This window comes from Butyricimonas sp. BSD2780061689_150309_C8 (genome assembly GCF_015560935.1).
Classification (GTDB): Bacteria; Bacteroidota; Bacteroidia; order Bacteroidales; family Marinifilaceae; genus Butyricimonas; species Butyricimonas paravirosa.
The window spans coordinates 14,768-27,375 of the sequence record NZ_JADMSV010000007.1 but is presented as its reverse complement, the minus strand read 5'-3'; the positions used below and the strand labels follow the sequence as shown (position 1 = coordinate 27,375).

At 46.2% G+C, this 12,608-nt stretch carries 10 protein-coding genes; all 10 read right to left on the bottom strand.

The window, feature by feature from the left end:
* Nucleotides 1-5 precede the first annotated feature (5 nt).
* The 10 genes from xseA to I2I33_RS08000 all read right to left on the bottom strand — a co-directional run bounded on the left by xseA (nt 6) and on the right by I2I33_RS08000 (nt 12,520).
* Nucleotides 6-1,385 carry an exodeoxyribonuclease VII large subunit gene (xseA, locus tag I2I33_RS08045; RefSeq protein WP_087420579.1) on the bottom strand — a complete coding sequence of 460 codons (1,380 nt, stop codon included), beginning with the start codon at nt 1,383-1,385 and terminating at the stop codon, nt 6-8.
* 77 nt (nt 1,386-1,462) lie between these two features.
* Entirely contained in the window at nt 1,463-2,065 is a 603-nt protein-coding gene (gene yihA / locus I2I33_RS08040; protein ID WP_087420674.1) for a ribosome biogenesis GTP-binding protein YihA/YsxC, read from the bottom strand.
* Nucleotides 2,066-2,162: 97 nt separating this feature from the next.
* Complete coding sequence (locus I2I33_RS08035; RefSeq protein WP_087420580.1) at nt 2,163-4,001, bottom strand: DEAD/DEAH box helicase; 1,839 nt, start codon at nt 3,999-4,001, stop codon at nt 2,163-2,165.
* 133 nt (nt 4,002-4,134) lie between these two features.
* Complete coding sequence (ftsZ, locus tag I2I33_RS08030; protein WP_087420581.1) at nt 4,135-5,346, bottom strand: cell division protein FtsZ; 1,212 nt, start codon at nt 5,344-5,346, stop codon at nt 4,135-4,137.
* Nucleotides 5,347-5,358: 12 nt separating this feature from the next.
* Nucleotides 5,359-6,729 carry a cell division protein FtsZ gene (gene ftsZ / locus I2I33_RS08025; RefSeq protein WP_087420582.1) on the bottom strand — a complete coding sequence of 457 codons (1,371 nt, stop codon included), beginning with the start codon at nt 6,727-6,729 and terminating at the stop codon, nt 5,359-5,361.
* A 21-nt stretch (nt 6,730-6,750) separates the two neighbouring features.
* Nucleotides 6,751-7,917: a cell division FtsA domain-containing protein gene (locus I2I33_RS08020; protein WP_087420583.1), complete on the bottom strand. Its 1,167-nt coding sequence runs from the start codon at nt 7,915-7,917 to the stop codon at nt 6,751-6,753.
* Nucleotides 7,918-7,930: 13 nt separating this feature from the next.
* Complete coding sequence (locus I2I33_RS08015) at nt 7,931-8,587, bottom strand: cell division protein FtsQ/DivIB (protein WP_229782483.1); 657 nt, start codon at nt 8,585-8,587, stop codon at nt 7,931-7,933.
* A gap of 150 nt (nt 8,588-8,737) precedes the next feature.
* On the bottom strand, nt 8,738-10,105 hold the full coding sequence (gene murC, locus I2I33_RS08010; RefSeq protein WP_087420584.1) for a UDP-N-acetylmuramate--L-alanine ligase: 1,368 nt from the start codon (nt 10,103-10,105) through the stop codon (nt 8,738-8,740).
* Nucleotides 10,106-10,179: 74 nt separating this feature from the next.
* A complete protein-coding gene (gene murG / locus I2I33_RS08005) occupies nt 10,180-11,274 on the bottom strand; it encodes an undecaprenyldiphospho-muramoylpentapeptide beta-N-acetylglucosaminyltransferase (protein ID WP_087420585.1) in 1,095 nt (364 codons plus the stop codon).
* Nucleotides 11,275-11,293: 19 nt separating this feature from the next.
* On the bottom strand, nt 11,294-12,520 hold the full coding sequence (locus I2I33_RS08000; protein ID WP_087420586.1) for an FtsW/RodA/SpoVE family cell cycle protein: 1,227 nt from the start codon (nt 12,518-12,520) through the stop codon (nt 11,294-11,296).
* Nucleotides 12,521-12,608: the final 88 nt, after the last annotated feature.

Below are 12,608 nucleotides of genomic sequence, written 5' to 3'. Positions count from 1 at the left end.
ATATATTAGATGTTTGTTTCAATATCTTTTATTTCACTTCGAATAACGCCTTTGAACAACTCTGTTTCAAGCACATCCCCTTTTTTCACACGATCCGTCTCCCGAACCGCCTTTCCGTTGACACGAGTGATCGAGAATCCCTTTTCCAGTATATTTTTCGGATCAACATACTTCATTTTCGTTTCTGCCAACTCTAGAAAATAACGATTAGCCGTAAACAATTCTGTTGTTTTACGTACCATTGTCTTTTGCATATCGTCCAAACGATTCCTCTGACGCTCAAACAAGGCTCCGACCTTCCCTTCCACCTTCATCTTCAATTGATTCAATCCATTGATCCGACCCTGTACAAAAAGCCTTGAAGCATGTTCTACTCTCCGGGACGACAAGGTCAAATTATTTGCCTGTCCCTCTAAAAAAAGACGGGTAAATTGCTTGAACTCCGTAATTCGTACTACCTGACGAGTTTTTTCTTCTTGCAAAATTCTTCTGGTTTCTCTCACCAAGGTTTCCTTCGCATCCTCCAACACACTATCCACCTCGTTAAAGCACTCAATCAAAAAAGCCGCCGCCGCCGTTGGGGTTTTCACACTCCGATAAGCCACCCGGTCCACGATCGTTTCATCCCGTTCATGTCCGATACCTGCAAGAATAGGAATAGGAAACTGCGCCACGTTAGCAGCCAGCTCGTAGGAATCAAAACTACCCAAATCCGTTTGTGAACCACCCCCTCGAATAATCACCACCACATCAAAAAGTGATTCATACTCGTAAATTCTTTCCAAGGCAGCAATAATAGATTCTGTTGTTTTCTCCCCCTGCATAATGGCAGGAAACAACTTGGTATGAAAAGCATACCCGTAAACATTACGATGTAACTGATCCACAAAATCACCATACCCGGCAGCCGTGGGGGAAGATATAATAGCCACAGTCTTCGGCAACACCGGAAACTCCAATTCCCGATTCATATCAATTACCCCCTCTTGCGTCAATCGATCAATAATTTCTTTACGTTTCCGCTCCAGATCTCCAACCGTGAAAGTCGGATCAATATCTTTTATATTTAAAGAATACCCATACAACTCATGAAAAACGATCTCCGCACGAACCAGCACCTTGATCCCTTTCTGTAAAGATTTTCCCGTGGTTGTTTCAAAATAAGGTCTTAGCATCCGATAGGTAAACGCCCATATCGTAGCCCGAGCCGTAGCAATCACCGCATCATCTTCCTCTCTCTTCTCCACCAACTCCAGATAACAATGCCCGGACCGATTTTCTTTCACATCAGCAATCTCGGCTATGACCAAAAAACTATCCGGAAAACGATTCTTTAACTCCCGTTTCACCAAACTATTCAATTGGTATAATCCAATAGCCTCCATGTTAATTTATGATTTAAAGATTCTGTGATTGCCGATTCTATGATTTCATGATTATAAAATCATTTCATCACACCATCTTATTCTAGTTCTAATCTATTCAACTCAGAAATATAAGACAACAACTCCACCCGTCCCAATTTTGTTTCAGCAGAAGTAATAAACGCCATGGGCATACTTTCCCATGTATCTTTCATCTTTTCCTGATATTTGGCAATACAATTCATTCGTTCCGTGGTCGTCAACTTATCAGCCTTCGTGAAGACCATAACAAAAGGCACCCCGTTCTCTCCCAGCCACTCCATGAAATCGAGGTCAATCTTCAACGGATCGTGCCGACTGTCAATCAACACGAAAAGACATACCATATTCTCCCGTTTTAAAATGTAATTCTTTATCATAGAACTGAATTGTCCTCGCTGAGATTTAGATGTTCTGGCATACCCGTATCCGGGTAAATCCACCAGATACCATTCATCATTAATCAAAAAATGATTGATCAACTGCGTCTTTCCCGGACTGCCGGATGTCTTGGCCAGTTTACTGTAATTCGTCAACATATTAATTAACGAAGATTTCCCCACGTTCGATCTCCCGATAAACGCATATTCGTGTCTATCCGGATCCGGACACTTCTTCACATCCGTGTTACTTATCACAAAATTGGCACTCTTAATTTCCATCATTTTTCAATTTGAATATATAAACATTGAACATGTGAACATGTGAAAATGTAAAGTAAACCTTACACTTCCCATGTTCAAATGTACAAATTATTTTCTAGTCGCGAGAAGACGATCTATTGAAATTTCTCGGCTTTTTCGGATCACTTCCCGGTCTTCCTCTTCTCTTTCCACCACTCTTTTCTTCCCGACGTCCGCCACCTCGGCTATCTCGTTTGTCCCGATCTCGACGTTCCCGTCTTCCGGAAAACTCGCCTCGACTCCGGTCGTCCCGACGACGTCCATTGTCCCGAGTCGGGATAGCCTTTATCTCCAATGGAATACCATTAAAGAGAACCTTGCTGAAATCTACGGCGAAATCAGATGCACTCTCCTCGTCAATCTCGAATTTAGTATCTGTATCAAAAATACGAATACCTCCGACACCAATCCCCCGACGACGAGAATATTTATTAATCAAGCCCATCAAATCACGAGGTGTCAGCCCGTCTTCCCGACCGACATTCAGCATAAACGTGCTATACACAGTCTCTTCTCCACGTCCCCGACGGTCACGCCTATCTCCCCGATCTCCACGTTCACCTCGCTCTGAACGACCTCCACGGTCATCCTCGCTAATATTCAAATCAGCCGTATTCTTATACTTCTTCAGTAACTTACCGAACTCGTAGGATACCAAATGTTGGATCAACTCTTCTTTCGTCAGCTCTGCGAACTTTTCATACACATCCGGAGCATACAGATCCATATCCTCTTGATCCTCCGATGCTAAAATCTTATCTGCATAGAATGCCAACTGAGCCCGACAAATCTCTTCCCCTACCGGAACTTGCTTGTACTCGAACTTCTTTTTCAAGATACCTTCAATCCGACGCAATTTCCCTTTCTCTTTCGAGTGAATAATCGCAATAGAGATTCCTTCCTTTCCGGCACGTCCCGTTCTACCGCTACGATGCGTGTAACTCTCCACGTCTTCCGGCAAATTGTAATTGATCACGTGTGTCAGGCAATCCACATCCAACCCACGAGCTGCCACATCGGTTGCCACCAACACTTTCAGCCGTTTCGCCCGGAAAGCGTTCATCACGTTATCCCGCTGTGCTTGGCTCAGATCCCCATGTAATGCATCGCAATCAATCCCATCACGCTGCAAATGTTTCGCTATATCCTGCGCATCATTCTTCGTTCGGGTAAAAATAATAGCGTACATACTGGGAGAGCAATCCACGATTCGACGTAACGTCTCATAACAATCTTTCGCACGAACCATATAATATTGGTGAGACACGGTGTCTGCACCCTGATTCTTCTTACCCACGGAAATCTCCTTCTGGTTCACCAGATAATTCCGGGCAATCCGCTCTACCTCTTTCGGCATTGTCGCCGAAAACAAATATGTATTTTTATCCTTAGGCGTGTTACTCAAGATAAAGTCCAGATCTTCCTGGAATCCCATGTTCAACATCTCGTCGGCCTCATCCAGCACGACAGCAAACACGGTCTCGATATTCAATGCCTTCCGGTTCAACAAGTCAACCAAACGTCCCGGGGTTGCCACAACCACGTGTACACCCTTCTGCAACTCTTTCATTTGCCTTCTAATATCCGTACCCCCGTACACACAGGTCACACGAATATCCGGAAGATACTTTGAATATTTTTTCAAATCACTCCCGATCTGCATACACAACTCACGCGTGGGACTCAGAACCAATATCTGTACACTATTCCATTCCGGATTAATTTTCTGTAATAACGGCAATCCGAAAGCCGCTGTTTTTCCCGTCCCGGTCTGGGCTAACACAACCAGATCATTTTCTTCGCCCAAAATAACAGGGATGGCCTTCTCTTGTACCGGACTCGGTGTTTCAAACCCTAAATCTGCAATTCCTTTAAGAATTTCCCCGTCTAATCCTAATTCTCTAAATTTTTCCATTAAACTGTTTTAAATTACCCCCTTACAATTTCGGATTTAGTGATTTTTGATTTTAGATTCCTCCCCACGAGGCTAACACCTCTACTTATAACCGGAAATCACGTAATCGCTAAATCATTAAATCACTAAATCGCTAGGGTCTGTCTATTTTTAAATGTCTCCGTGTATACGCCGGAGTCGTTGCCAATTCTTCTATTTTTTCGGGTGACAGATCCGGTTGAAGCACAACCTCCGATTCCTTTAAAATGACCTGTACGTAATCCTTTACCCCGTCCTTGATTTTTTTCGTACGGGCGGCATCCACCGCCTCTTCCGAAACATCATTCACGGACGCAACTCCCTTCAAGGGTTTCGTGAACGTATTTTCCACGTCCTCCATGGGAAAGCCGGTAGCAATCACCGTCACGGAAATTGCGTCTTCCAGCGCCTCATCGGTTCCCACACCCCAGATTATAGCTGCATTATCACCTACTTCCTTAATCACGTAATTCGTGATTTCACTCATCTCATCCATCGTAATCTCATCCGTCCCGGATGTAATATTCAACAAGATGTCACTAGCTCCCAGTATATCGCTCTTATTCAGCAGAGGGCTATTCAAAGCCTCGGCAATCACCCGCTTCGCCCGGTCTTCACCGGAGGCTTTCGCCGCACCCATAATAGCAATTCCACTATCCGTCATCACCGTTCTCACGTCGGCAAAATCGACGTTTATATATCCCGGTAACGTGATAATCTCCGCAATACCCTTGGCAGCAATATTCAACACGTCGTTAGCCTTGGCAAATGCACTCGACAATGTTTGCGATCCGAATATCCGTTGTATCTTCTCATTATCTATGATAATCAAAGAATCCACGTGTTCTTTTAATCTTTTTACCCCTTCACGAGCCTGATCCAAACGCTTCGGCCCCTCGAAGCGGGAAGGTATCGTCACAATACCCACCGTCAGAATACCCATATCCTTGGCAACCTTGGCAATCACGGGTGCCGCACCGGTCCCGGTACCACCCCCCATTGCTGCCGTGATAAACACCATCTTCGTATTGGTACTCAACAACGCTTTTATATCATCAATACTCTCGTTAGCGGCGGCCTCTCCGATTTCCGGTCGGTTCCCCGCTCCCCGTCCTTCAGTCAGGGTCTTCCCCAATTGAATAATGGTCGGAATAGGACTATGTTCCAATATTTGCGAATCGGTATTACACAACACGAAATCCACGTCACAGATCCCTTGCCTGTACATGTATTCCACGGCATTACCGCCACCACCTCCGACTCCGATCACCTTAATAATCGGGGTAGTAATCTCAAACTGGTTAAAATTTATCAATCCATCTACCATGATCGTCCATTATTACATTTGTGAATCCCTATTCATATCCTCGTTGAACATATTCCCCAGCTTACGCTTGAACCAACTATCTACATCCGGCACCTCATTCTTTCCCCGTTTGCGCCCGTTCTCCAGTTCAAACTCCCGATCGTACTCCTCGATCCGTTTCCGGTGAGTCTCCTCTTCCCGAACCGGTTCATCGTCATCATCGTCGTCAAACACGATAGCCCGTTGACGCTTCCCGACATCCCGCCTCTGTTCACCTCGCTGTTGGCGTAACCGACGACTTTCCTCCAGTTTTTGCTTGCGCATCCGCTCCTCTTCCTCCAACTTCCGGGCATCCACCGTCTGCATCTCCAAATCTTCCACGGTCTCCACCTTGAAAGAAATATTCGTCTTCTTTCTCTCGATCGGTGAACCGTTAAACCCGGTAGCAATCACAGCCACGTGCAACTCATCACCTAAAGCATCATCCTTACCAGCCCCCCAAATCACGTCCACATCGTTCCCGACCAACTCCTTCACGTAATCGGTAATCAAGGTAATCTCATCCATCGTGATCTCCTTACTACCGTACAACATATTCAACAATATATTAGATGCCCCCCGAATATCATTACTATTCAACAAGGGCGATTCCAATGCCATCTTCGCAGCCTCCAGCGCACGATTCTCTCCAACCGACTCTCCGGCACCCATCAGTGCCACCCCACTATTCCGCATCACCACCTCCACGTCCGCAAAGTCCACGTTCACGAATCCCTTTAGCGTGATGATCTCCGCTATACTCTTAGCCGCAATCGTCAACACGTTATCTGCCATCTCAAACGCTTTCGACAATTTCAAATCCCCGTACATATCCCGCAACTTCTCGTTACAGATAATTAACAAAGCATCCACGTAATTCGACAATTCGTCAACACCCTCCATAGCTTGCTCCACTCGTTTCCGCCCCTCAAAACTGAAAGGGATCGTCACGATTCCGATAGTCAGAATACCTAACTCACGAGCTTGTTTGGCAATAATAGGTGCGGCTCCCGTTCCGGTTCCACCTCCCATACCTGCCGTAATAAACACCATTTTCGTGTTACGCTCCAATATCGTTTTGATATAATCCAGACTTTCAATAGCCGACTGTTTACCGCGTTCCGGCAAACTTCCCGCTCCACGCCCCTCGGTAAGCTCCTTACCGATCTGAATACGATTCTTCACGGGACTAATCCGCAACGCCTGTATATCCGTGTTACACACCACGAACTCTACGCCCCGAATACCCTGACGGCACATATGGTTCACGGCATTACTACCGCCTCCACCCACTCCGATCACCTTGATAATCGATTCTTCCTGTGGTGGAATATTCACAACCAATAAATCATCTTCATTAAGCATAGCTGAAAGGTCTTATATCATTTATTCTTTAAAAAAATTACTAAACCATCCACCGGATTTAGGCTTTTTCACCTCCCGACGTTCACACTGCAACAGTCCCAAAGCCGTAAAATACGCTGGGGACTTCAAACTAGCCTCCCGATCCGCTTTAACACTTGCCACCTTTGCAAATCCGACCGAATGTCCCGACAACTTGGACAACAACACCTCAATCCCTGCCACCTGACAACCTCCTCCGGTCAACAAAATCCCGTCATCCAAATCCTCGTAGCAACCACTTTCCTGCATTTGAAAAATAGCCCCTTCCAACAACTCCTCCAAACGGGATTGCTCCACGTGTACCAAATCATGACTATCAATACAATACTTCGTATCGGGAATCATAATCTTCCGGTTCTTGCACGATGCCCGCAACGCCATACCGAACTCTTCTTTCAGCTTGCGTGCCTTCTCCATATCATTAATCGAAAATGCTGTATTTATATCCCCGTCAATCGTGCTGCATCCCAATGGCAACTCCTCGTCAAAATAAACAAGCCCGTCTTGGAAAACCTGTACTTTGATACTATCCGCACCCAAATCAAGCAAAGCGAAATTAAACATATCCGATCCTGCCGTGATCAAAGCCTTCTGCGCGGCCCCGGCCATCGAATAAAAATCTATCTTATCAACCCCTAGGTTGGCAAACATATCCCTCAAATCCCTCAACTCACTACTCCTTGCCACGTACACGTGATAATGGACATCCAACCGTTTCGCCGTAACTCCCACCGGGTTCACCTCACTCTCCTTATCCACGTAATAAGCGAACGGAACGACATCCACCACTTCCTCATCACCGGCCCCCACCACGCTCCGACACTTTTTTTCCATCTCCTGCAAATCCCCTTGATCTATACTCTTCGGACGAGAAAACTTGATATTCTCCCGGTCTTCAATCTGTTTCACCCACGCCCCGCTCAAAGCAACATTCAAAGCATCAATATGAACCTCATACTCGCTCTTAAAACGATCCAACAAACGCTGGATACACGCTTTTGCCCGAAGCTTATCAACAATTTTACCCCGTTTAACTCCTTGTGAAGCAATACTTATGACACCGACCAAACGACAATCACTCCCGGACTTTTCTCCGAGAGCCATCACCATTTTTCCAGACCCCATATCCAAAGAAGCTACAAACCCCATAATATCTAATATTTTATTTTCTAACACAAACAACTTGGTTGTCAAACTTCAAATTGATCTCCTTGTAACGATTCCACCCTTTTTTCGTGATACCGTCCTTCAGAAACAACATCAACTTCTCCAACCTCGCCTCGCAATCATCCACCTTTCCCAACACGATCCGGAAATCCCCCACTTTAGGAATCATCACAACATCCTCGTTCGACCTCACAACCAGTTGTTCGATATACGCGTCCCAAAATGGTTCATTCTTCAATTTCATTGCGAAAGGACCCAGTTTCTCGCAAGCGAATTTCTTATTTATATCACCGGTTGCTACAACAACCCTGGAAGTAAACTTAGAAGACAACGGCATCACTCTCCCGTCACGATCCACGTAATACCCTTCACCCGTTAGTACTCTCAAAACAGGTTCACGTTGCTGGATATTTACATGAATATAACCGTCTAAACTGTAGTAAACCTGAGCCGATTTAATCATCGGATTCTTGACAAGCACCCTTTCCAAACTATCTTTATTCACCGCCAATATACTTTTGTCCATAATGTCTCCGTACCCCTTCTTTATCGCCTTCATAACATCCTCCTCATCGACAAACACGTTAACATCCGTATTCTTGACAGCCACCCGTACCCCTCTACATGTTACCTCCCCCGATTTTGTCGCCACAAAGGTAAGCACAATTATCAGGTATACAAGCAAAATGCAAGATAATATGTAAGGTAAAATGCGTTTCATCTCTATTCCCAGCCTACAAATTTAAAATTTCTAATTCAAATTCTCGTCTCTTATCCATTACATCCAAACCTGTAACCCCGATCAGCAATCCGTCCCTCCAAACATCTCCGTGAAAATCGGAATAAAACGATCTATATCCCCGGCTCCCACGGTCATAAAAACTCCCTCCTTCACGTTCTCCTTCACGTACTCCGGAAACTCTTCCTTCGTCACCCGCACGAATGGCACCGTCAGTCGCTCGGCAATCAGCCCCGATGTCACCCCCGGAATCGGTTGCTCCCGTGCCGGGTAAATATCCAACAGGATCACCTGATCCGCAAGATTCAAACTCTTCGCGAACTCCGGGTAAAAATCATTTGTCCGTGAGTACAAATGAGGCTGAAAAGCTACCGTCAACCTCTTATCCGGCCACATCTCCCGAATAGAAGAAAGAGACGCCTCAATCTCCCGCGGATGATGAGCGTAATCGTCAATATAAATCAATCGGTCACTCTTTGCGTGTACGTCAAACCTACGGGAAACCCCTTTAAACAAAGGCAAAGCCTCCCGAATCTCTTCCGGTGTCACTCCTGCATACAAAGCCACCGTGATTGCAGCCGTCGCGTTCTCCACGTTCACCCGCCCCGGAAAACACATCCTCAAATCCCTTATCTCCACATCTTTCCCGATATAATCAAACAAGTAACTCCCGTTATCCACTCGCAACCGATCGGCATAATAATCCGCTTTCTCCCCGGCAGCATAATACCCGGTAATCGTTCTTTTTTTCAATTCCAACCCCTTACGTAAAAACAACTCACCTCGTGTCTGCAAGGCAAATTCCTCGAAAGCCTCGATCAAATGCTCGTGCGTCCCGTATATATCCAGATGATCCGCATCCATAGCCGTAATTACCGCAATCTCCGGATGTAAATGCAAAAAGGAACGATCATACTCGTCCGCCTCGATCACCACGTAATCCGAATCCTTATCAATCAACAAATTCGTACCGAAATTAGAGGAAATTCCCCCTAGAAAAGCACTACATCCCACGTGCGAACGATTCAACAGAAAAGCCAGCATCGTCGTGGTCGTCGTCTTTCCGTGCGTCCCGGCAATGCAAAGCGCTTTTTTACTATGGGACAAAAATCCCAGCACCTCCGCCCGTTTATGCAAAGCGTACCCGTTATCCCGGAAAAAACTAAGAATACGATTTTCCTGCGGTACCGCCGGGGTATATACCACCAACGTATGCTCCTTATCCCGGAAAACCTCCCGAACTCCCTTCTCGTCATCCTCGTAAGTAATCTCAAACCCTTCCTCATCCGTCATTTTTCGTGTCAACGGTGACGGTGTCCGGTCATATCCTGCCACCTCGTAACCCATCACCTTAAAATAACGAGCCAACGCACTCATTCCAATCCCCCCGATACCCACGAAATACACCGCCTTTATATTCTTAATATCCATACCATGAATTTAAAATTTAAAATTTAAAATTTAAAATGGCAGACCATTCAATTCTAAATTTTACATTCTACACTTTAAACTATCTTCAATATTTCCCTCGCAATCACCTCATCCGAATCCTTCATTGCCAGCGTCAATATATGCTCGGACAAACTTTTCCGTTCCCCGTCATCCTGCAACAGACGTTCCATCACCTCTCCCAGACGCTCCACCACCTCGGCATCCTTCACCATCACGGCAGCTTGTTTATTCACCAGCGCCATGGCATTCTTCGTCTGGTGATCTTCTGCCACGTTAGGCGAGGGCACTAACACCACGGCTTTTCCCAGCAAGCACAACTCCGAAATCGTACCTGCACCCGCTCTTGCCACCACCAAATCAGCACAGGCATACGCCAAATCCATCCGTTTCAAAAACGGCATAAACTTCACGTTTTCCGGCATACGTCCCTTCAATTGTTCTTCCAGCTCCTTGTGGTAATAACTCCCGCACTGCCAAATCACCTGCACGTCCTTCCACCCCGCAATCTTCTCCAACCATCTCACCATAGCCTTGTTAATCGACCCGGCACCCAAACTACCTCCGGTGACCAGCACCGTTTTCTTATTCGCATCCAGCCCGTAGAAAGCAATCCCCTCCGCCCGTTCATTCACGGCATTCAACAAATCCTTCCGCACCGGATTCCCCGTAAATATAATCTTTTCCTTTGGAAAAAAGCGTTCCATTCCCTCGTAAGCCACACAAATCTTGGCAGCCTTCTTTGCCAGCAACTTATTGGTCACCCCGGCGTAAGAATTTTGCTCCTGTAACACCAACGGAATACCCGCATTCGTGGCCACCTTTCCAATCGGTCCACTGGCATACCCTCCAACACCAACCACTACATCCGGCTTGAACTCCCGCACCACACGTTTGGCCTTCTTCAAACTCCGCCACAAATTCCACAGCACCTTCAAATTATTCAACGTCAACTTACGTTGTAACCCTCTCACCGGTAATCCCACGATCTTATACCCGGCCTCCGGTACCTTCTCCATCTCCATCTTCCCCTCTGCCCCCACGAACAGAATCTCAATATCCTTATTCAACCGTTTCAGCGCATTCGCGATAGAAAGGGCAGGAAATATATGTCCTCCCGTTCCGCCTCCACTAATAATTACTTTCTTCATATCTCAAATATCTTCATGTTCAATTTTCCTCGTTCTCTTCTTCCTCGTTTATACCTTGAGCGGCCATCTTTAGTTTCTCCTTCTCTTCCCGTTCTCCCTCTTCCGAGAAAGTATGACTGACACTCAATATCATCCCGAAAGACGCACTCGTGAACAACAGAGAGGTACCCCCCATACTCACCAGTGGTAACGGCTGCCCGGTCACGGGGAAAAGGCCCACGCAAACCCCCATGTTAATCAATGCTTGAAACACGATACACAGCCCCAATCCGGCCACCAGAATCGCCGGGAACATCCTCGTGCAACGTCGCACGATCACCCCTACCCGGTACAAAATAATCAGGTAAAGCAACATCACGATCCCGGCCCCGACCAGCCCGTATTCCTCCACAATAATAGCAAATATAAAATCCGAATACGGGTGAGGCAGGAAATTCCGCTGCACGCTATTTCCCGGTCCCAGCCCCATCAATCCTCCTTTTGCCACGGCAATCTTCGCCTGATCCGACTGGTACGAATCGTCACTGTCCGTCTCGCTCGGGTTCACGAAATGCTCGATACGGCTTTTCACCGTCAGCAAACGTCCCGCAGACTTCAAATGTTTTTCCGGAACGATAAAAACAACCGCCAGCATCAGAATCATCAACCCCACGATCACCCCGATCAACTTCGCATACGTCTTCCAGTATAAACGACCGACAAACAACATCACCAAACAAACCCCGCCCAGCAACGCCGATGTCGAGAAATTCTCCATAAAAATCAAAAACAGCACCGGCACCACTAACGTCATCCGCCATAACACATTATTGCTACAACACTCCTCCGTTTGTTCAAAAGCAATCGCACGGGCACAGTACATAATAATCCCTAGTTTCGCCATTTCCGAAGGCTGGAACGTGAACCCGATTCCCGGAATCGTCACCCAACGCCCCGCATCATTCAACGTCGTTCCCGCAAACTTCGCCCACAACAGGAATATCAACGACATCCCCAGCACGATCTTGGCAAACGAAAGGAAGTACTTGTAGTGAAACGACTGCAACGTCAGAATCACCACCATACACCCAAACATCAAAAACAACTGTTTAATCAAATAATAACTGGTATTCCCTCCCCGCACACGAAACGCCAGACTCCCCGTCGAAGAATACACCACGATCAACGAGGCCAACATCAACCCGATGACCACGTACCACAACGTCCGATCCCCTTTAAATACCACCTTATTCTTTAGATTCAACATACTGATTTCTCGATTTATGATTTATGATTTAGTGATCTCCGATTAAGTGATTATAAAATCACCTAATCATTAAATCGGCAATCACAGA

Coding starts and splice junctions, on each gene's coding strand:
- xseA (WP_087420579.1), bottom strand. CDS start 1,385: ATGGAGGCTATTGGATTATACCAATTGAATAGTTTGGTGAAACGGGAG.
- yihA (WP_087420674.1), bottom strand. CDS start 2,065: ATGGAAATTAAGAGTGCCAATTTTGTGATAAGTAACACGGATGTGAAG.
- I2I33_RS08035 (WP_087420580.1), bottom strand. CDS start 4,001: ATGGAAAAATTTAGAGAATTAGGATTAGACGGGGAAATTCTTAAAGGA.
- ftsZ (WP_087420581.1), bottom strand. CDS start 5,346: ATGGTAGATGGATTGATAAATTTTAACCAGTTTGAGATTACTACCCCG.
- ftsZ (WP_087420582.1), bottom strand. CDS start 6,729: ATGCTTAATGAAGATGATTTATTGGTTGTGAATATTCCACCACAGGAA.
- I2I33_RS08020 (WP_087420583.1), bottom strand. CDS start 7,917: ATGGGGTTTGTAGCTTCTTTGGATATGGGGTCTGGAAAAATGGTGATG.
- murC (WP_087420584.1), bottom strand. CDS start 10,105: ATGGATATTAAGAATATAAAGGCGGTGTATTTCGTGGGTATCGGGGGG.
- murG (WP_087420585.1), bottom strand. CDS start 11,274: ATGAAGAAAGTAATTATTAGTGGAGGCGGAACGGGAGGACATATATTT.
- I2I33_RS08000 (WP_087420586.1), bottom strand. CDS start 12,520: ATGTTGAATCTAAAGAATAAGGTGGTATTTAAAGGGGATCGGACGTTG.